General features: G+C 64.6%; 18 protein-coding genes. 5 read left to right on the top strand and 13 right to left on the bottom strand.

What is annotated here, in order from left to right; all coding sequences use genetic code 11:
• From A985_RS29230 to A985_RS25240, 7 genes are all read right to left on the bottom strand, one after another.
• A partial coding sequence (locus tag A985_RS29230; protein WP_232424607.1) for a P1 family peptidase occupies positions 1–275 on the bottom strand: 275 nt, incomplete at its 3' end.
• Positions 276–295: 20 nt separating this feature from the next.
• A complete protein-coding gene (gene gsiD, locus A985_RS0112100; protein ID WP_017233666.1) occupies positions 296–1204 on the bottom strand; it encodes a glutathione ABC transporter permease GsiD in 909 nt (302 codons plus the stop codon).
• Between the two features lie 10 nt (positions 1205–1214).
• Positions 1215–2135, bottom strand: coding sequence for a glutathione ABC transporter permease GsiC (gene gsiC, locus A985_RS0112095; protein WP_026131899.1), 921 nt, complete (start codon positions 2133–2135; stop codon positions 1215–1217).
• 98 nt (positions 2136–2233) lie between these two features.
• Complete coding sequence (gene gsiB, locus A985_RS0112090; protein ID WP_017233664.1) at positions 2234–3793, bottom strand: glutathione ABC transporter substrate-binding protein GsiB; 1560 nt, start codon at positions 3791–3793, stop codon at positions 2234–2236.
• A 123-nt stretch (positions 3794–3916) separates the two neighbouring features.
• Positions 3917–5803 carry a dipeptide ABC transporter ATP-binding protein gene (locus tag A985_RS0112085; protein WP_026131897.1) on the bottom strand — a complete coding sequence of 629 codons (1887 nt, stop codon included), beginning with the start codon at positions 5801–5803 and terminating at the stop codon, positions 3917–3919.
• Between the two features lie 126 nt (positions 5804–5929).
• The gene (locus A985_RS0112080) at positions 5930–6886 is read right to left on the bottom strand and encodes an isoaspartyl peptidase/L-asparaginase family protein (RefSeq protein ID WP_017233662.1); all 957 of its coding nucleotides are present in this window, start codon (positions 6884–6886) and stop codon (positions 5930–5932) included.
• Positions 6883–7989, bottom strand: coding sequence for a MurR/RpiR family transcriptional regulator (locus A985_RS25240; RefSeq protein ID WP_017233661.1), 1107 nt, complete (start codon positions 7987–7989; stop codon positions 6883–6885). Before A985_RS25240 ends, A985_RS0112080 begins: the two co-directional genes overlap by 4 nt.
• Positions 7990–8407: 418 nt before the next feature.
• Here A985_RS25240 and A985_RS0112070 point away from each other — a divergent pair, with 418 nt between their 5' ends.
• Positions 8408–8629, top strand: a complete 222-nt coding sequence (locus tag A985_RS0112070) for a hypothetical protein (RefSeq protein WP_026131896.1) — start codon at positions 8408–8410, stop codon at positions 8627–8629.
• 198 nt (positions 8630–8827) lie between these two features.
• On the opposite strand, the gene A985_RS0112065 is transcribed toward A985_RS0112070, so the two are convergent.
• The 3 genes from A985_RS0112065 to A985_RS0112055 form a co-directional block, all read right to left on the bottom strand.
• On the bottom strand, positions 8828–9385 hold the full coding sequence (locus tag A985_RS0112065; RefSeq protein WP_017233659.1) for a YggT family protein: 558 nt from the start codon (positions 9383–9385) through the stop codon (positions 8828–8830).
• Positions 9386–9449: 64 nt separating this feature from the next.
• Positions 9450–10700, bottom strand: coding sequence for an enoyl-CoA hydratase/isomerase family protein (locus A985_RS28555; protein ID WP_017233658.1), 1251 nt, complete (start codon positions 10698–10700; stop codon positions 9450–9452).
• Positions 10701–10797: 97 nt separating this feature from the next.
• Positions 10798–11931 (bottom strand): acyl-CoA dehydrogenase family protein, encoded by a 1134-nt coding sequence (locus A985_RS0112055; RefSeq protein WP_017233657.1) that lies wholly within the window; start codon positions 11929–11931, stop codon positions 10798–10800.
• Between the two features lie 441 nt (positions 11932–12372).
• Here A985_RS0112055 and A985_RS0112050 point away from each other — a divergent pair, with 441 nt between their 5' ends.
• From A985_RS0112050 to A985_RS0112040, 3 genes are all read left to right on the top strand, one after another.
• Positions 12373–14034 (top strand): AMP-binding protein, encoded by a 1662-nt coding sequence (locus A985_RS0112050; RefSeq protein ID WP_017233656.1) that lies wholly within the window; start codon positions 12373–12375, stop codon positions 14032–14034.
• A gap of 35 nt (positions 14035–14069) precedes the next feature.
• The gene (locus A985_RS0112045) at positions 14070–14837 is read left to right on the top strand and encodes an SDR family NAD(P)-dependent oxidoreductase (protein WP_017233655.1); all 768 of its coding nucleotides are present in this window, start codon (positions 14070–14072) and stop codon (positions 14835–14837) included.
• Between the two features lie 143 nt (positions 14838–14980).
• Complete coding sequence (locus A985_RS0112040; RefSeq protein WP_017233654.1) at positions 14981–15991, top strand: AraC family transcriptional regulator; 1011 nt, start codon at positions 14981–14983, stop codon at positions 15989–15991.
• Between the two features lie 15 nt (positions 15992–16006).
• On the opposite strand, the gene A985_RS0112035 is transcribed toward A985_RS0112040, so the two are convergent.
• Positions 16007–17386 (bottom strand): MFS transporter, encoded by a 1380-nt coding sequence (locus A985_RS0112035; protein WP_017233653.1) that lies wholly within the window; start codon positions 17384–17386, stop codon positions 16007–16009.
• 232 nt (positions 17387–17618) lie between these two features.
• Complete coding sequence (locus tag A985_RS0112030) at positions 17619–18434, bottom strand: IclR family transcriptional regulator (RefSeq protein ID WP_017233652.1); 816 nt, start codon at positions 18432–18434, stop codon at positions 17619–17621.
• A gap of 727 nt (positions 18435–19161) precedes the next feature.
• Between A985_RS0112030 and A985_RS0112025 the strand changes: the two genes are divergently transcribed.
• Positions 19162–19557 carry a transposase gene (locus tag A985_RS0112025; RefSeq protein ID WP_017233651.1) on the top strand — a complete coding sequence of 132 codons (396 nt, stop codon included), beginning with the start codon at positions 19162–19164 and terminating at the stop codon, positions 19555–19557.
• A 170-nt stretch (positions 19558–19727) separates the two neighbouring features.
• Here A985_RS0112025 and A985_RS0112020 read toward each other — a convergent pair whose 3' ends face one another.
• Positions 19728–20831 carry an NAD(P)/FAD-dependent oxidoreductase gene (locus A985_RS0112020; protein ID WP_017233650.1) on the bottom strand — a complete coding sequence of 368 codons (1104 nt, stop codon included), beginning with the start codon at positions 20829–20831 and terminating at the stop codon, positions 19728–19730.
• Positions 20832–20893: the final 62 nt, after the last annotated feature.

The following is a 20893-nucleotide window of genomic DNA, read 5'->3' as shown; positions in this document are numbered from 1 at the left end:
CCGACGCTCTTGCCGAACCCGTTGATGACGGCCGCGGCCGCCGGAATCTTGTCGCGGAACGGATCCCAGCCGGCGTCGGGCACTTCCGCGGCGGCAGCGTTGGCGGGCGTCGGGCACACCACTGTCACGCCGGTCTGCACCGGGCCTTGCGCGAGGGTGGCATGACCGACGTACACGCCCGGCACGTCCGTGATCGCATGGCGCGGCCCGGCCGGCAGATGCCCCACGTAGGGCGCACCGAACAAGGCTTCGCGCGGGTCCGTCAACGGTATCATGCGGCGCTCCTGCGCAGACATCAATGCCGGTCGAGCTTCGGATCGAGCGCGTCGCGCAGGCCGTCGCCCAGCAGGTTGAACGCGAGCACGGTCAGGAAAATGGCCAAGCTCGGGAAGATGGCAATGTGGGGGGCGTTGACCATGTCCGCGCGGGCTTCGTTGAGCATGGCCCCCCACTCCGGCGTGGGCGGTTGCGCCCCCAGACCCAGGAACGACAGACTCGCGGCGGTGATGATCGACGTGCCGATACGCATCGAGAAATACACGACGATGGACGACACCGTGCCCGGCAGGATGTGCCGCATGATGATCGTCCAGTCCGACGCCCCGATGGAGCGCGCCGCTTCGATATACGTCAGATGTTTGAGCACCAGCGTGTTACCGCGCACGAGCCGCGCGAAGGCCGGGATCGAGAAGATGGCGACGGCGACGATCACGTTGATCATGCCGTTTCCCAACACGGCCACCACGCCGATGGCGAGCAGAATGCCCGGGAACGCGAAGAGCACGTCGGAAATGCGCATGACGATGCGATCCCACCAGCCTTCGTAATAGCCCGCGAGCAGCCCGAGCACCGTGCCGATCACCGCACCGAGGGCGACCGATCCGAACCCGGCGGCCAGCGAAATCCGTGTGCCCGCCAGCACGCGGCTGAAGATGTCGCGCCCCAGCGAGTCGACACCGAACCAATGCGTCGCCGACGGCCCGGCGTTCAGGGCGTCGTAGTCGAAATAGTTCTCCGGATCGAACGGCACGAGGTGCGGCGCGAGAATCGCGATGATGACGAGGGCGAGCACAAACGCCCCGGCGACCATCGCGATGTGCTGCTTCTTGAATTTGCGCCAGAACTCACGCCACGGCGTGCGCACGCGCGTTTGGCTGGCGGAGGCCGCGGCGTTGGCGGTAGTAGTCGGTTGACCCGCGTTCATGGTGCGTGCCTCACTTGTAGCGAATGGTCGGGTTGATGACGGCGTACAGCACGTCGACCACGAGGTTGATCAGAATGAACTCGAGCGAGAACAGCAGCACCAGCGCCTGGATCACGGGGTAGTCGCGCATCTCGACCGAATCGATCAGCAGACGCCCGAGCCCCGGCCAGTTGAAGACCACCTCGACGACAATCGAGCCGCCGAGCAAGAAACCGAACTGCAAGCCCATCATGGTGACGACGGGAATCATGGCGTTGCGCAGCGCGTGCTTGAAGACCACGCGCATTTCATTGAGCCCCTTCGCGCGCGCCGTGCGCACGAAGTCTTCGTGCAACACGTCGACGAACGCCGAGCGGGTGAAGCGCGCCATCACGGCGGCCACCGCCGCCCCGAGGGTGATCGACGGCAGGATATAGCTCTTCCACGAATCGGCGCCCATCGTGGGCAGCCAGCCGAGCTGCACCGAAAAGACCTGCATCAGCAGCATCCCCAGCGCGAAGGCGGGGAACGAAATACCGGAGACGGCGAACGTCATGCCCAGCCGGTCGGGCCAGCGGTTGCGCCAGACCGCCGAGGCGACCCCAAGGCCCATGCCGATGATCACCGACCAGATCATGCTCACCAGCGTGAGCCACAGCGTCGGCATGAAGCGGCTGCCGATCTCTTCGGAGACCGGCTGCTTGCTGCGCATCGACAGCCCGAAGTCGCCGCGCACCGCGTGCGTGATGAAGTTAGTGAACTGCGTGAGCAACGGCTTGTCGAGGCCGAGATCCTGGCGCACCAGCGCCACGGTCGCCTCGTCCGCCTGCGGACCGGCGGCCAGACGCGCCGGATCGCCCGGCAACATGTGCACGAAGGCGAACACCAGCACAGCCACGATCAGCAGCGTGGGAATCAGGCCGAACAGGCGCTTGAGAGAGTAATTGAGCATCGCAGTCTTGCCGAACGTCTTGCCAAACCATGTCTTGCGGTAAACCGCGCCGCCAGCCAATGCCGGCGGCGCGGGCACGTCACACTTGCGCGCGGCGCTTACTTCATCGAGATATCGGTGAAGTTGAACGATCCGTCAGGCATCGTGTAGACGCCCGACAGGTTCTTGTTGCGCGCATACAGCAGCTTTTCCGTCACGAGGAACGCCCACGGCGCGTCGTTCCAGATCTTCTTCTGCGCGTCGGTATAGAGCTTGGCCTTCTCGGCGCGGTCGGTCGTGAGCAGCGCCTTGTTGAAGTCGGCATCCACCGCATCGTTCTTGTAGTACGCCGTGTTGAACAGCTTCGGCGGGAACGACTCGGAGGCCAGCAGCGGACGCAGCGCCCAATCGGCTTCGCCCGTCGACGACGACCAGCCCACGTAGTACATACGCACCGGTGCCTTGTCGGGGTCCGGCGCCGACTCGACGAGGTCGACACGTTGACCGGCTTCGAGCGCGCGCACCTGCGCCTTGATGCCGACCTGCGCCAGTTGCTGCTGCACGAACTGGATCACCTTCTGCGCCGTCGTGAACGTGTAAGCCGACCAGAGGGTGGTCTCGAAGCCGTTCGGGTAACCGGCTTCCTTGAGCAGCTCCTTCGCCTTGGCCGGGTTGTACGGCCACGGGCCGGTCTTGGCGGCGTAATCCACCCCGTTCGGCACCACGCCTTCAGCCGGCGTTGCGTAGCCCGAGAAGGCCACCTTCACCAGCGCTTCCTTGTTGATGGCGTAGTTGATCGCCTGACGCACGCGCACATCGTCGAACGGCTTCTGGCGGGTGTTGAAGCTGATATACCGCTGAATGATCGACGGGCCGGCGATCACATCGACCTTGCCGCTGGCCTTCAGGGTCGCGGCCTGCTCATACGGCAACGGGAAAGCGAACCCGGCTTCGCCGGTCTGCATCACGGCGGCGCGCGTGTTGTTGTCGACGACCGGCTTGAAGGTGATCGTGTCGACCTTCGGATAGCCCTTCTTCCAGTAGCCGTCGAACTTCTTCACCTTCACGTAATCGGTGCGGTTCCATTCAACGAACTCGAACGGGCCGGTGCCGACCGGGTGCGAGGCGATGTCCTTGCCGTACTTCTTGAGCGCCTCGGGCGAAATGATCACGGCCGACGGGTGCGCCAGCGTGTTGATGAACGGCGAGAACGGCTCCTTGAGCGTGAACTTCACCGTATGCGGATCGACCACTTCCGTCTTGGCGATTTCCTTGTACAGGTTATAGCGCTTGAGCTTGTTGTCCGGGTTCGTCACGCGGTCGAAGTTGGCCTTGACGGCGGCCGCATCGAAGGTCGTGCCGTCCTGGAACTTCACGCCCGACTTGAGCTTGATCGTATAGACGAGGCCATCCGGCGACACCGTATAGCTGTCGGCCAGCACGTTGATGAGCTTCATGTCCTTGTCGAAGCCGAACATGCCCTCGTAGAACGACTTGGCAACGGCTTGCGACAGCGTATCGTTGGCGTCGTACGGGTCCATCGTCGTAAACGTCGACTGCACGGCCATCACGACATCCTTGGCGGCGAACGCCGGGGCTGCACTGAGCACCGCGGACGCCATGGCGACGGACGCGATCGCGGTTTTCCAGCGAGCGCCCAACAAAGCGTTTTTCGACATCTGTCTTTCTCCTTCTTGTCTGACGGGGTCGCCGCGAGCGCGTCTTGCGACTGCGTCCCTTGGCGGGCATTGTGGCTACAACGAGAACTGCAACTGGGAACTGCCTGAACTACTGAATCACCTTCAATAAGCGCCGGCCACGCGGTGACGCGCCACGAAGTGCCCCGCGCCGACTTCCACCAGCGGCTGCACCTGCGGTTCATCGCCGACCGCGCGGATCGGGCTGGGAATCTCTTCCGTCAACAACTCGCGCTTGGCGTGACGACGCGACGGATCGGCAATCGGCACCGCCGACATCAGCTTCTTCGTGTACGGATGCTGCGGGTTTTCGAAGATGGCGCGACGCGGCCCGATCTCCACGATCTGGCCGAGGAACATCACCGCCACCCGATGGCTGATGCGCTCGACGACCGCCATGTCGTGCGAGATGAACAGGAACGCGATGCCGAACTCCTTCTGCAGATCGAGCATCAGGTTGATGATCTGCGCCTGCACGGACACGTCGAGCGCCGAGACGGATTCGTCGGCGATCACGACCTTCGGGTTGAGAGCCAGCGCCCGCGCAATCGCAATGCGTTGACGCTGCCCGCCCGAGAACTCGTGCGGATAGCGCTGGGCGTAATCGGCCGGCAGTCCAACCCGCTCGAGCAGTTCGGCCACGCGCCGCTCGGCCTCGGCACCGCTGGCCACGCCGTGCACGAGCAACGGCTCCATGATCGAGAAGCCCACGGTGAGGCGCGGATCGAGCGACGCGAACGGATCCTGGAAAATGAACTGGATGTCGCGGCGCAACCGCTGCAGTGCGCGCCCTGCGAGATCCTGAATCGGCTTGCCGCCGAATTCGATGGAACCGCCCTGGCTGGCGACCAGACGCAGCAACGCGCGGCCAGTGGTTGACTTGCCGCATCCGGACTCGCCCACGAGACCCAGCGTCTCGCCCGGATACAGATCGAAACTCACGCGCTCGACGGCGTGCACGCGCCGCTTCACGCCGCCGAACAACCCTGACGGCACATCGAAGCGGGCGACCAGATCCTTCACGCGCAGGATCGGACCGGCGTCGGTCCGCACCGGCGGTTGCGGCGTTTGCGCCACGGGCTTGGCGTCGGCCGGGGCGTCGTAGCGCAGCAGCGGAAAACGCGCCGGCAGGTCGGTCCCCTGCATTGAGCCCAGACGCGGCACGGCCGAGAGCAGTGCCTGTGTGTAGCGCTCGCGCGGTGCCGCGAAAATCTCGCGCGACGGCCCCTCTTCCACCGCGTCGCCGCGATGCATGACCAGCACGCGGTCGGCCACTTCCGCCACCACGCCCATGTCGTGCGTGATGAACACGACACCCATGTGCATCTCGTCTTGCAGCGCACGAATCAGTTGCAGGATCTGCGCCTGAATCGTCACGTCGAGGGCGGTCGTGGGTTCGTCGGCAATCAGCAGGCCCGGCTTGCACGACAGTGCCATCGCGATCATGACGCGCTGGCGCATCCCCCCCGAGAGCTGATGCGGGAAGCGGTCCAGCACGCGGCGCGCCTCGGGAATGCGCACGAGTTCGAGCATGCGCAGGGCCTCGGCACGCGCGGCGGCGGTGTCCTTGCCCTGGTGCAGGCGAATCGATTCGGCAATCTGTTCGCCCACCGGGAACACCGGGTTGAGCGAGGTCATCGGCTCCTGGAAAATCATCGCCATGTCCGCGCCGCGAATGCTGCGCATGGTGCTGCCGCTCGCTCGCGTGAGGTCGACGAGCTTGCCATTGCGGCGGCGCATGACCATCGAGCCTTGGGCAATGCGTCCCCCTCCGGTCTCGACGAGGCGCATGGCGGCCAGCGACGTCACCGACTTGCCGGAGCCCGACTCGCCCACGATGGCGAGCGTCTCGCCACGGTCGACATGGAAAGACAGGTCGCGCACGGCCGTGACCATGCGCTCGGACGTCGCGAACTGCACGGTAAGGTCGCGCACGTCGAGCACGCGCTCGTCGGGCAACGAAATCGTAGGGGTTGTCTTGCGCTCTGCCACGCCTGTCCTCGCTAATCTTCGCTTGCTGGTCTGAATCTTGATTCGGCGTGATGCCGAGTGATACCCAGTGATGCCGGCGATACCGAGGGCCAGACCGATGACGGCCAGGCCCCTCGCCTTGGAGCGTTACTCGTGAATGGACGTCACGGGCGTCTCGCCCACGCGGGCCACGCCTCGATACATCCCTTCGGTATTGAAGGGCAGTGCGACGTTGCCTTGCGCGTCGACGGCGATCAGGCCGCCACGACCCTGCACGCGCGGCAGCCGCTCATGAATCACGCGCTCGGCGGCATCGGCGAGCGACAGGCCCGCGTAGGCCATCAGCGCGCCCACTTCGTAACACGCCACCGTACGGATGAACGCCTCGCCGGTCCCCGTCGCCGAAACGGCCGCTGTCGCATCGTTCGCATAGCACCCGGCGCCGATGAGCGGCGTGTCGCCCACGCGGCCGACTGCCTTGTTCGTCATGCCCCCGGTGGACGTCGCGGCCGCCACGTGTCCCTGCATGTCGCATGCCACCGCCCCGACTGTGCCGAACTTGGTGTCGGGATCGATCGGCTCTTTCTTGAGCGGCATGTCGTGGTCGAGCGCAACCGCCGCATCGGCCAGCGCGCGTTGCCATTGGGCGTAGCGACCTTCGGTAAAAAAGTACCCCGACTCGACCAGTTCGGCGCCGTTGGCCGCCGCGAAGGCTTCCGCGCCCTCGCCCATGAGCAACACATGCGGGCTATGTTCGAGCACCGAGCGGGCGACGAGAATCGGGTTGCGCACGCGATGCACGCAGGCGATAGCGCCCGCGTCGAGCGTGGCACCGTCCATGATGGCCGCGTCGAGTTCGTGTGTCCCCTCGTGGGTAAACACGGCGCCGCGTCCCGCGTTGAAGCGGGGACAATCTTCGAGGTGACGCACGGCTTCGGTGACGGCCTCCAGCGCCGATCCGCCCGCGGCGAGCACGGTTTGGCCCGCGCGCAAGGCGTCGGCCAATGCCTCTTGATAGGCCGCGATTTCCGCCGGCGAGGTGTCGCGGCTGATGGTTCCGGCACCGCCATGAATGGCGATGACCGCGCGTTGGGCGTGACTCATGAGGCTTTGTCCTTTCTGTCCTGACGGCCCGGCGCAAGTCGGGGCATGGCCGGTGGGGCCGGGTTCGGTTGGCTTTGCATCGTGACGCCTGCCGCCGTGGTCGCGCTTGTCAACGCCTTCGCCGTGGCCGTGGTGGCCACCGTGCGTTGCGGCGTAACGATTTGACCCACGGCCGATCCTGCCGGCACGTTAGCCGGACGGACTGCCGTGGCCGCCGGGGCCAGCGAGGCGGAATCGAGCCACGGCAGCAGGAAATCGGTGAGTTCCGTCGCGCGATCGACGGCGTGTTTGGCGCGTTGGGCAACGGCGTCGCACAGGGCGTCGATCATCGCCAGCACGCTCGCTTCCGAGTTGCTGGACAGCCGCGGCTTGCTGCGCACGAAAATCACGATGTCGCCAAGCGGAGCCAACGGCGACGTCGGACTGTCAGTGAGCGCCAACAAGGGCACGCCGCGCCCGCGCAGGCGTCGGCAAAGCGTGATGGTGTCCGTCACATACCGCGGGAAGGCGAGCGCGATCACCAGATCGCCCTCGCGCAGTTTGAAGAGCTGGCGCGCAGCATGCGTCGATCCCCCGGCGCCGACCACCGCTTGCACATTCTCACAATATGGATCGAGACCGTGATGCAGCAGGCCGGCGAGATAACCGCTCGCGCCCAGCCCCAGCACGTAGATGCGCCGCGCCTGCAGAATCGCGTCCACGGCACGCTCGCAAGTGGCTGCGTCGAGCGTGCGACGCGTCCATTCGAGGTTCTCGGCGGCTTGCGCCAATGATGCCGCCATCACATCGGCACTGGCGCTCGCCTGCGCTTTGCTCGTGCGCAGGCTTTCGATGGGAGCCAGTGTCGCCTCGAACCCGCGCACCATCGCGGCCCGGCACTGCGGATAGCCGTCGAAGCCGAGCGCGCGGGCGAAGCGATTGACAGTGGCGAGCGACACGCCGACGGCGTCGGCAAATTCGTCGATACGCATGGTCGCCGCACGAAACGTGTTGTCGAGCACGAACGCCGCCATGCGCTGCTGCGCGGGCGTCAGATCGGGCATGGCGCGCACGATGCGCTCGGTGAGCGGCAAATCGGCGGGCAACGAATCGGCGTTAATCATGGACCAAGGCGTTCTATGGGTGACGAAGAAAGTATATTTTCATTGACCCCCCGTCAAAAGAAAAAAAATAGTTCAAATGAGGGCGAGGCGAGCGCGCGTCCCCTCGAGTTTCGCGGCAACCCCTGTCAAAACAGGGGGGAAGCCCGCCATCGAGACGCAAAAAGCGGTCATACTAGGGGAAACCCGAATGCACGAACTTGCCGGACGCTTTGCGATCCGACGTTAGGCGTACGGCGTCACCGCGCGGCGATTTGCGACCGACGTGAACCGTCAGGCAGCCGCACCGCAGCACTGTCGAAGGATCTTCTGGGGAGGCGGGGCCGGAGGCGAGTCGTAACGTGCGGTAAACATGGCGTAGCCGAGGGCTTACATTTGCCCGGTACGCTGACGAGAAGCCTTTGCCTCAAGGAGCATGACCATGCTGAGCCCGCATGAAATCGCCACGCTGTTGCTGGCGGCCGCATCCCTTGGCCCGATCGATGCCGATGCGCTCGAACCGCCGGACCTCGCGGCGCTCGAGCAAGCGCACCTGGTGCATGTCAATGTCGACGAGGGACAAGCCAAAGTGATCGTGACCGAGGATGGTCGCCGCGTTCTGCATCGGCTGGGGCTGGTGCGAGCGGGCGGAGAGCGCGCGTAAACGCCGCGGCCGACGATGTCAGACGCGCGTCACGCAGGGCAAGCGGGAGGGCGTGTTGTCAGCGCACGGTCCGCACCGACCGCATCAGCGGGGACGGCGAGGACGGCGGCAGCAGCAGGGGCGATGGCGGCAACGAGATTGCTCATCGGCTCGACCGCCCGTGAGTGTCGGCAGGCAGCGACGCTGCCCGCCAATGCATCAGAGCGTCGCGAAGAAAAGGCTTAAGCGCGCGAGCACGATCAGCAGGATCTGCATCAGCAGGAACAGTCCCAGCGGCGACAGATCGAAGCCGCCGACCATCGGAATGACGCGACGGATCGGGCGCAGCAGCGGGTCGAGCAAGTGCTGGAGAATCGGCATGGCGGCGGCACGCGGATTCACCCACGACAGCACGGCCATCAGCAGCGTCATCCACATCACGAGGTTGGCGCCCCACTTGGCCACCAACACCAACGCCACCAGCAAGCCGCGCGGGAACACCGCGACCGGCGAGACGCCCACGACGGCGGTGATCAGCACCAGATAGACGATGCCGCACAGCCATGCGGCGATCAAGCTCGCCCAGTCGATGCCGCCCACGCCCGGCACGATACGCCGCAACGGCAACACCATCCAGTTGGTGAACTGGAACACCCCTTGTGAGAGCGGATTGCGCGGAGGCAATTGCGTCGCTTGCATCCACACGCGCAACAGCAACAACGCGCCGAATAGCGAGAAGACGAGGTCTAAGAGTAGACGGGCGATTTCGACAAGCATCTGGACTCCAACGGATGGTGCGGTCCCCCGCAAAGCGGGCATTGTCGCATGCGTTCGCCGAAGTTCAATGATCTCCCAACGCTTTCAGGGGATGCTCGCCTTGCGGCCACGGCGAGACGAAGAAGGCCTCGACCTGTGCCTGCGGGACTTCATCCAGGGTGGCGTAGCGCCATCGCGGCTGTTTGTCCTTGTCGATCAGCAGGGCGCGCACGCCCTCGACGAAATCACCGGACGCGAACGCGTGATATCCCAGCACCAGCTCCATGCGAAACGCGTCGGCCAGATCGAGCCGACGTCCCTTCGCCAATTGTCGGTCGGTCACGCACAGGCTCAGCGGCGAGCGCTGCTGCAACAACGCGAGCGTGTCGACGGCCCAGGGGGTCTGCGCGTCGCTGGCGAGCGATGCCACGATACCCCGTACGTCGATCGCACTGAAATGCCGGTCGAGGGTGGCGCGCACATGCGCCAACGGCGCGGCGTCGGTCCACGTGCGCCCCAGCGGGAGGATAACGGATCGAAGCCGTTCCAGCAGATCGGCGGACGCAGATACCGACGCATGGCGGTCTGCCCGGCTTGCGTCGCCTGCATCGTGGGCCTCGCTCGCGTCGCACGCCGGTCCTGCCCGTCCTGCGCCACCCATCCCGTCCGCGCCGAGCTTCGCGTCACTTGCCGGAGCGCCCTCCGGCCAATCGAAATGCAAAAGTGCCGCACGTAATTGCTGCGGCGCGTCTCCTTCGAGCCAGACGTCCGCGAGCCCGCAATACAGAGCGTCGGCCGCAGTAATCGTTGCGCCGGTCAGACCGAGATAGCGCGCAAGCGTCGGTGCCAGATGCCCGAGGAACCAGCTGGCGCCCACGTCGGGGAACAGGCCGATGCTCGTCTCCGGCATCGCCAGTCGAGTGCGATCCGTAACGATGCGCAGCGCCGCGCCTTGCGCGACGCCCATCCCGCCTCCCATCACAATCCCGTCGAGCAGCGCGATATATGGCTTCGGATACCGGTGTATCAGATAGTCGAGACGGTATTCGTCGATGAAGAACGCCTGGTGATCGCTCGCGTCGTTCACGCGGCTTTCATGAAGCGCTCGCACGTCGCCGCCCGCGCAGAAGGCCTTTTCGCCCGCGCCTTCGATCAGCACGGCCCGCACCGCGGGGTCGTCGGCCCACGCATTGAGCTGGCGCCACATCGATCGCACCATGCCGTGCGTGATCGCGTTCAACGCTTTCGGCCGGTTCAGGGTGATAACGCCGAACCCATTGACCACGTTGAACAACACTTCGTCTTGCGCCTCGACGGCGCGCTCATGCTGAATCACTCCCCCTCCCCCTCCCCCTTAGCCATGCTGCGCCGATCGTCGCCGCCAGGCCCATGATCTCGTCGCCGTATCGCTTGCCACCTTTGCCGTTTCGCGCTCAGTCCAGCGCGCGGGCGATGACCTGACGCTGAATCTCGCTGGTGCCTTCGTAGATCTGCGTGATGCGGGCATCGCGGTAGTGACGCTCCACCGGATAATCCTCGAGATAGCCGTAGCCGCCGTGAATCTGGATGGCGTCGGAGCACACCGACTCCGCCAGCTCCGACGCGAACAGCTTGGCCTGCGACGCCTCGGACAGGCACGGCAATCCCTGGGTGCGCAGCGCCGCCGCGTGCAAGATCAGGAATCTTGCGGCGTTGATACGCGTCGTCATGTCCGCCAGCATGTTCGCGATACTCTGATGCTCACGGATCGGCTTGCCAAACTGCTGGCGCTCGCCGGAATACCGCAGCGCCGCCTCGAACGCCGCCCGCGCCACGCCGAGCGCGAGCGCGGCAATACCAATCCGCCCGCCTTCGAGATTGGACAACGCAATCTTCAGTCCCTGCCCCGGTTCGCCAAGGAGCGCATCGTCGCCCACCTCGCAGTCGACGAGGGTGATCGGGCACGTATCCGACGCCCGAATACCCAGCTTGTGCTCGGGATGCCCCACTTCGAACCCCGGGGTCTGCGTTGGCACGATGAACGCCGAGATGCCACGCTTGCCGGCTGCGGGGTCCGTCACGGCGAACACGATGGCGATCGCCGCGCGCTTGCCGTTCGTCACGAACTGCTTGCTGCCGTTGAGCACCCACTTGTCGCCGCGGCGCTCGGCACGCGTTCGCAGATTATTGGCCTCCGATCCGGCCTGCGGTTCAGTCAGGCAGAACGCCCCGATTTTCCGACCGGCAGCCAGATCCGGCAACCAGCGCTCACGCTGCGCGTCGGTGCCGAATTTCAAGATCGGCCCGCAACCCACGGAGTTGTGAACGGACATCATCGTGGCGGTCGACGCACAACCGACGGCAATCTCCTCCATCGCCAGGGCATACGCCGTGTAATCCGTGTACGAGCCGCCATACGTTTCGGGCACCATCATCCCCAGCAAACCCAGGTCGCCCATTTGCGCGACCATGGCGTTGGGCAACGCGCAGTCGCGGTCCCATTGTGCCGCATTCGGCGCAAGCTGCTCGCTGGCAAACGTGCGCGCCATGTCGCGAATCATGCGTTGGTCTTCGGTATAGAAATCCATGTTCTGTCTCCTGCACCCTGCCGTTATCCGAAGGGATCGCCAGCACCAGTGCCCTATCGATGGGATCAGTGTAGGGATCGCGCCGCATCGGCACCATAGCCAAAAGCAGCAAATTGCATGAGCGGAATTGCCATCGGAAACGGACGAAGCCACCCTCGGTAAAACCCTCGGTTCGGTCTGCGTCACCGAAACGCCTTGCCCGGCGGGGAGCCCCGCCACCATTCAAGTCCCCACTGACGGAGTGGATAAATCCCTCACATACTCTGACCCGTTTGGGCATTGCCTCTCGCCGACGCCACGCATTAGGATGAATTTTGCCAATGCCGAGTGAGCGCCGCGTCCCAGATCAAGACGGCGCCACGGCGGTCCGCGATGCGTACCCGAGCCTTTCCATCATAGGCGCGCTGTTACGGACCGGCATCCGACCACAGGAGACGACCCATGACTGCCGACTACGCCGACACCTACCGCGCGTTCGACCTCGACGCGACCGTGCGCGCCACGCTTGCCGGCCAACTCGACGCGATGAACGCGTGCGTCGAGTGCTGCGACCGCCATGCGCTTCCCGGGCGCATCGCCCTGTTCTGGGAAGGGAAAGACGGCACGAGCCAAACGTGGACGTTTCGCCAATTGCAAACGCTCTCCGCGCGCTTTGCCAATTTCCTTCGCGAACAGGGCGTGCAGCCCGGCGACCGCGTGAGCGGGCTGTTGCCGCGCACACCCGAACTGCTCGTGACGATTCTTGGCACCTGGCGCGCGGGCGCGGTGTATCAACCGCTCTTCACGGCGTTCGGCCCGAAGGCCATCGAACACCGGTTGCACAGCGCCCAGAGCAAGCTCGTGGTGACCGACGGTGCCAATCGGGCCAAGCTCGACGAAGTGGCCCACTGCCCGCCCGTCGCCACGGTCAGCGGGCCGCGCGGGCAGGGGGTGCGCCGGGGCGACTTCAGCTTCTGGCATGAAGTCGAGCAACACGCCCCCGACTTCGCGCCGGTGCCGCGCAGCGGCGACGATCCGTTTCTGATGATGTTCACCTCGGGCACGACCGGCGCCGCAAAGCCGGTCATGGTGCCATTGCGCGCGATCCTGGCGTTCGTCGGCTACATGCGCGACGCCGTCGATCTGCGACCGACCGATACGTTCTGGAACATTGCCGATCCGGGTTGGGCCTATGGCCTGTACTACGCCGTGACAGGCCCGCTCGCGATGGGCATTCCCACCACCTTCTACGACGGCCCCTTCAACGTCGAAAGTACGTACCGAATCATCCAGAAACTGGGTATCACGAATCTGGCCGGCTCACCGACCGCATTTCGCCTGCTGATCGCGGGCGGCGACAAGGCGGCCGCGCCCGTGAAAGGACAACTGCGCGCCGTGTCCAGTGCGGGCGAGCCACTCAACCCCGAAGTCATTCGCTGGTTTGCCGAGCACCTCGGCGTAACCATTCACGACCACTATGGGCAGACTGAACTCGGCATGGTCGTCTGTAATCACCATGCGCTGGCCCATCCCGTGCGAGCCGGGACTGCCGGCTTCGCGTCGCCGGGACATCGTGTGGTCGTGCTGGGTGACGACGGACACGAGTGCACCGTCGGGCAGCCGGGCGTGCTCGCCCTCGATCGACGGCAATCGCCGCTGATGTGGTTCAACGGTTACTGGGAGCGGGACACGCCTGCGTTCGTGGGTGAGTACTATCTCTCCGGCGACACTGTCGAGCGCAACGACGACGGCAGCATCAGCTTCGTCGGACGCAACGACGACGTCATCACGTCGGCCGGGTATCGCATCGGGCCGTTCGATGTCGAGAGTGCGCTGATCGAGCATCCCGCGGTGGTTGAAACGGCTGTGGTCGGCAAGCCGGATCCGGAGCGCACCGAAGTGGTCAAGGCATTCGTCGTGCTGCACCCGCAGTTCGCGCCGACGGACGCACTCGCGCAGGAATTGCAAGCGCATGTCCGCCACCGGCTGTCCACGCACGCCTATCCGCGTGAAATCGAATTCGTCGCCGAACTGCCCAAAACACCGAGCGGCAAGCTTCAGCGCTTCATCTTGCGCAACCAGGAAATCGCCAAGGCCGCGCAGACGTCCGCCGGCGCGGTCTGAACCTCAACGCGCTTTTCTTTCAGGAATCGCAGCCCATGCAAATCAAGGATCGTGTCTTTCTCGTCACCGGCGCATCGTCGGGTCTCGGTGCAGCCACCGCCCGCATGTTCGTCGACGCGGGCGCCAAGGTCGTGCTCGGTGACATCAACGCCGATGCCGGCGCCCGACAGGCCGAGGCATTGGGCGACGCCGCGCGTTTCGTCGCGACCGACATTACCCGCGAAGACGACGTTCAGCGCCTGGTCGACACGGCCCAAAGCGCGTTCGGCCGTCTGAACGGCGTGGTCAACTGCGCTGGGCTCGTCATGGGCGAACGCATTCTGGGCAAGCAAGGTCCGCACCGACTCGACAGCTTTGCCCGCATCGTCAACGTGAATTTGATCGGCACGTTCAACGTGCTGCGCATCGCGGCAACGGCCATGGCCGCGGGCGATGCCGACGCCGAGGGAGAACGTGGCGTGGTCGTCAACACGGCGTCGGTCGCCGCGTTCGACGGACAGATCGGGCAAGCCGCGTATGCGGCCTCGAAGGGCGGCGTTGCCGCCCTGACGCTGCCGGCCGCGCGCGAGCTGGCGCGCGTTGGTGTGCGCGTGGTGACGATTGCGCCGGGCATCTTCGAAACGCCGATGATGGCCGGCATGACACCGGAGGTGCAGGCCGCACTGGGCGCTTCGGTGCCGTTTCCACCTCGCCTCGGCCGTCCGTCGGAATATGCCGCGCTAGTGCGCCACATCGTCGAGAACGTCATGCTCAACGGCGAGGTGATTCGTCTCGATGGCGCGCTGCGCATGGCACCGAAATAAGTCGTCGCCAGTATCGCTGTCATACGCTGCACGCGAATTCGGAAAGCGCCGATCCTGTTTTCAGACGGCATCGGGGGCGTCATCAGGGGCCGCACTGCTAGAATCGTTGCGTCCCCTTGCTACGATGTTCCGTTTCGCGACGCATGGAAAAAGGCAGCATTTCGATTCATTTCGTGATTAACGCGTTGGCGCATGTCGAGCGGCTCGGCGGCGATCCAGCGGCATTGCTGCATGCCGCGGATATCGCGCCATCGCTGCTCGCGCACCCGCAAGCCCGCGTTTCCGCGGATCGCTACGCGCAGTTGTGGCGGCTGATCAGTGTCGCGCTCGACGACGAATTCTTCGGGCAGGATTCTCGCCGCATGAAAGTCGGCAGCTTTGCGATGCTGTGTCACACCGTCGTCGCGTGCCGTACCCTCGAGCAGGCGCTGCAACGCGCAACGCGTTTCATGGGACTCTTGCTCGACGACCTGCAGATGCATCTGGTACGGGACGGCGCGCTGGCCCGACTCGAAGTCCGTGAGCGCGCAGACGAACGGTCGCCACGCATCTTCGGGCACGAAACACTGCTGATTCTCTTCTATGCGCTGACGTGCTGGCTGATCGCGCGTCGAGTGCCGTTGAGCACAGCCTATTTTTCATTTTCCGAGCCGGCATACAGCGACGAGTATCGGACGATGTACTCCCCGCGTCTGGTGTTCCACGCGACACATACGGCCATCGAATTCGATGCGGCCTGCCTGGACCTGCCGGTGGTGCAGAACGACGAGTCCGTGAAGGAATTCCTTCGCGCGGCGCCGGGCAACATCATCCTCAAATACAAGAATACGAAGGGCATGGTCGCGCGCGTGCGGCGGCGTTTGAAGACGATGCCGACCGATCGCTGGCCGGCCTTCGAAGCGCTGGCGGGCGAGTTCCACACCACACCGTCGACGTTGCGTCGGCGACTGGAGGACGAGGGGCAGTCGTATCAGTCGATCAAAGACCAACTGCGGCGCGATTTCGCGATTCATGCGCTGTGCCACACGTCCAAGCCGATGCTGGAGATTGCCCTGTCGCTGGGCTTTGCCGATCCGAGCGCGTTCTTTCGCGCGTTCCGAAAATGGACCGGGGCGCGTCCCGGCGACTATCGCCGTCAAGCCGTGGCCGCGTGACGCCGATCTGGCCGTTCAAACCGCGCGCGCATCCGCGTTGACATCATCGCCCTCGCCCCGCTCACCCCGCTCACCGGGCGCGTCGTCATCGAGCTCGATGCGCTTGACCTCGCCCAGCAGCAACAGGTAGCACAACACGCCGGCGATCGCGAAGAGACTGATGAGCCCGAGCGCCCAGCCGAACGAGCCGGTCGCCTTGACGATGAACCCGATCGCAATCGGCGTGACGATGCCCGACAGGTTACCGGCGAAGTTCACCGCCCCGCCCGTGATGCCCACCATGCCCTTCGGCGCGATGTCGGCCACCAGCGACCACGAGGCCGAGGCCACGCCTTGCGCGAAGAACGCGAACGACATGATGGCGATCACGAGGCCGTTGGCGTCGGTCAGCACGCTGAGCGACATGGTCGGCACCAGCAACAAGCCGGTCACGATGGGCGTCTTGCGCGCCGTCCCCACGGCCACGCCGCGACGCAGTAGCCAGTCCGAGAGCAGACCGCCGCAAACCACGCCGATGGACGCCGCAACGAAAGGCACGGACGCCATGCCGCCCGCCTTGAGCACCGTCATGTGGCGCTCGGTGATCAGGTACGTCGGGAACCACGTCAGGAAGAAGTACAGCGACGAGAGCGACGCGAACTTGCCCACGCAGATCGCAATGATCTGACGATTCCGGAACAGCGCGAGCAACTTGCGCCACGGGAAAGCGTTCGCGGCGGACCGATCGGTTGGCGCCACCTCGACAAGCGCCCCACCGCGACGAATGTGCGCCAGCTCGGCGGCGTTCACCCAGGCACATTGATCCGGGTCGCGATAGCCGACGAACCACACGCCCGCCCAGACAATGCCCAGGAGACCGGTCGCGTAGAAGATCTCGCGCCAGCCCCACGTGTGAGCGATCCAGAACAGCACGGGCGTGAGGGCCGCCATGCCGATGTACTGGCCCACCAGATAGACACTGGTGGCCACCCCACGCTCACGTTGCGCAAACCAGATCGAGACCACGCGGTTGTTGACCGGGAACGTCGGCGCTTCGGCGATACCCACGCCCAGACGCATGGCAAACAACGCAGCAAATCGCGAGGCGAAGCCTTGCATGAATGTCAGCATCGACCAACCGAGAATGGCGACGCCGTAAATCGCACGCGTACCGAACCGGTCGATGACCCAGCCGCCCGGAATGTTCGCGATGACGTAGGTCCACGCGTACGCCGAGAAGATAAAGCCCAGCGCGACGGGGTCCAGGCCGAACTCCTGCTTGAGCATCGGGGCGGCCACGGAGAGATTGGCGCGATCGACATAGTTGATGACCGTGCCGACGAAGACCAGGAAGAGCATCCAGAAACGCACGCGCGACGGGCGCTGAGCCGCAGACGGACGCAGGGAAACTGACATGATGAGTCTCGTAATAAGCCGCGGGACAGCGGCACCTTGTTCGCCTCACACTAACCAAATATGGAACGATGGTTATTAGGCGAAACAATTATGACGAAGTGGTTTCAGCGAGACAAGCGCAATCTGGAGAGACGCGTGATCAAGGCGTGCTGATACAGACACACTGATGCGGGTGCACCGTCGACGACATGCTGACGACACGCCGAAGGCATGGCGCGCGAGCTGGCGCGCTTTACTTCGTCGCCGCCGACGTTGCGCCAGCGCGATCCGAGCGGTAGTTGAGCTTGTGCGAGAGTTCGTCCGCGGCGGACACGACCTTCTCGACGATGCCGCTCTCGAGCAGGTCCGCTTCTACGCGCGACTGAGGAATCGTCACACTGATCACGGCGACGATCTTTCCGAGATGATTGCGCACGGGCGCCGCGATCGTCGAGATGTTCTGCTCGAAGAATGCCTGGCTCATGCTGTACCCGCGGGCGATGTCGTCCTGGACCACACGGTACAGCGCTTCCACGGTCGTTGGCGTGTGGGCCGTATAGCCTTCGAGCTTGGCTTCCGGGTAAAGCTGCTTGAGCGCCGGCAGCGAGTAGTCGCCGAGCAGAATGTGTCCGACGACCGTCGCATGGGCGGGCAAGCGAGTGCCCACGCGAACCGTGCCGAACACCAGTTCACGGCTCGCCGCTTTGGCGACAAACACCGCGTCGCGCTGATCGAGAATCAGAATATGGCTGGAGAAACCCGTGGCATCGCGCAGCTTCTCGATGACCGGCGTTCCGAGATCGGTCAGTTCAAGCGAATTCAGATACTCGAAACCCAGGCGAAGCACTGCCACGCCCAACCGATAGTGACGATCGTCCCCCGCCTTCTCGATGAACCCCTCGGCTTCGAGTGTCTGCAACAGGCGGAACACCGTCGAGCGTGGGATGCCGAGTCGTCGCGCCAAGTCGGCCCCGGCCAGCACGGGCTCGCGCGCCGAGAACGTCATCAGAACGCGCAGTCCACGCTCGAGGCCCGGGACGGAGTATTTGTTATCGCTGTCGTTGCTCATGCCGTTTGCGCACGCTGGCGCCGACCGGTTTGCAGGCGTGCCGCGCAACCGATAGACGATATTCATCGAAGGCGCACATTATAGGCCACAGGCCCGCCGTCGGGCCATGACGAAACGCCACGCGGCGACCAGGCCACTTTCTCATCTCCCGGGACTCGGTTGCACCGCGTACGCGCGGAGTTGCGCCCTACCTCGCGTCACCATGCCCTATCGGGGCGCAAGTGAGCACCCATCTTGGGCGACTCGCCGGCAACACGGCCAATGCACCGCAATGGGGGTAATTCCGAAGCGCGTCGACGCGCGCTTTTTGTCATCATGGCGGTTGCAAGCTTGACAAGCTGGCGCATGTGGAGCGAGACACTCTGGCCGGGGCCGAGAATAATAAACGATCCGGACTGGCCAAAAGGCACGTATTCCTTTTCTCCTGACGCTTTTGCGATTGCCTATCCCAATAGCCACCCAGGAGCTGCGCCCACCTGCCAAGTGGGCGTTTTTTTGCTGGTCAAACGCTCCCTTCGCAGTGTGGTTCGCCCCGCCCGCGGCGTTCTTCATAAGAGAACCCGATGATCTGGCATGCTTGTTGCTTGTATTTCCAGCATCGGGGAACGACGCCGCCTTGGCCGAGGTTTCACGAATAAGCACTTACCGGATTGCATCGGTACCTGCCGGATCGTGAAGCTCGGACTCGCCCCCTGCGGCGCCTCCGTTTGTTTTGGGTCGAGGTGTTATGTTTACTGAACTGAGCGACGTTGAATGGCACGCCCTGCGTGATCTGATTTGTGACCGTCCGGTCCGTACGGAGCGGCGTGGCCGCCCTCAAGTCGAGCAGCGCACGCTGACTAATGCTGTCTTGTGGGTGCTGTTCACGGGCGAAAGCTGGTCCAAGCTGCCCATGCAGTACCCCTCCGTGCCGACTTGCCGCCGCAAACTCAACGAGTGGCGCGAATCAGGCATGCTCGATACGATCCTGAAGCGCCTGCAACAATCGGGCCGCGACATCAGCACCTGCGCGGGTCAGATCAGCAAGCCGACCCGCAGCACGCCCTGCGGCGACACCGATCGCCTGCGCGGGGTGTTCTGGACCAACCCGGCCTCGTGGAAGCCGCCGGTTGCCGTCCGCTGATCGGCAAACCCACCACGACCGACCACCTTCACACCGATTCTTGTCCGACAGGCATGCCGCGCAACGCCCGCGGCACCGTTGGAACCGCACGACGGGGTTAGCCAGATAGCGGCCCAATGCGCGCGAGGTGACCACCGGTCACCTCGCGCGTTTTCACATCGAAACGCACGTCAAAGCGCCGCGCGCACCGCTTCGGCAATCGCGAGTGACGCCGTCAGTCCAGGGGACTCGATACCGAACAGGTTGACGAGTCCCGCGACACCATGCACCGCCGGCCCATCGATGCGGAAGTCTGCCGCCGGCTCGCCGGGTGCGCTGATCTTCGGTCGAATGCCGGCATAGCCGGGCTGCAACGCGCCGTCTGCCAATGCCGGCCAATAGCGCCGCACCGCCGCGTAGAAACCATCGCCATCGGCGGCATTGACGGTGTAGTCAATCTCGTCGACCCAGGCCACATTCGGCCCAAAACGCGCTTGTCCCGCGAGATCGAGCGTCAGGTGTACGCCCAGCCCGCCCGGCTCCGGCACGGGATAGATCAGGTGCGAGAACGGCGCGCGCTGCGCACAGGTGAAGTAACTTCCCTTCGCGTAATAGCGCGGCGGAATGTATTCGGGGGCAAGGCCGACGAACGTACGCGCGACATCCACGGCATGAAGACCTGCGCTGTTGATGACGATGCTGGCGCATAGCGTCGACGTGACACCTGCCGTGTCGACATCCAGCTCAATGCCGTCGGCGTGGCCCACCCGGGCACCGACGACGCGCGCGTCGAACGCGAGCATGGCCCCCGCGCTCTGCGCATCGCCCTGCAAGGCGAGCATCAGACCGTGGCTGTCAACGATGCCCGTTGACGGCGACAGTAACGCGCCAAAGGTTTGGAGTGCCGGCTCGCGCCGGGCGACTTCACCTGCAGTGAGCCATTGCAGGTCGTCGACACCGCTGGCGCACGCGTTGGCGGCAATGGCCTCGAGCTCGCCCACCTGACGATCGCTGGTCGCGACGATCAACTTGCCGCAACGCCGATGCGCCACGCCATGCGAGGCGCAAAACGCATACAGGCGATGCTTGCCTTCGACGCACAACGTCGCCTTGAGCGAGCCGGGTGGGTAGTAAATGCCGCCGTGAATGACTTCGCTGTTCCGCGAGCTGGTGCCGGTGCCGATCGCGCGCTCGGATTCCAGGATGATCACTTCCCGGCCGGCCATGGCCATCGCCCGCGCGACGGCCAACCCGACGATGCCCGCGCCGATCACCACGCAATCGACTTTATCCATCGCTGTTCCTTCGTGACTTTCCGATTCGCATGAAGACGCCACACCGTCGCAGGCCAGCCTCC

The sequence above is a fragment of the Pandoraea sp. B-6 genome, from assembly GCF_000282835.1.
GTDB classification, from domain to species: Bacteria; Pseudomonadota; Gammaproteobacteria; order Burkholderiales; family Burkholderiaceae; genus Pandoraea; species Pandoraea cepalis.
This window is presented reverse-complemented; position numbering and strand designations above follow the sequence as displayed.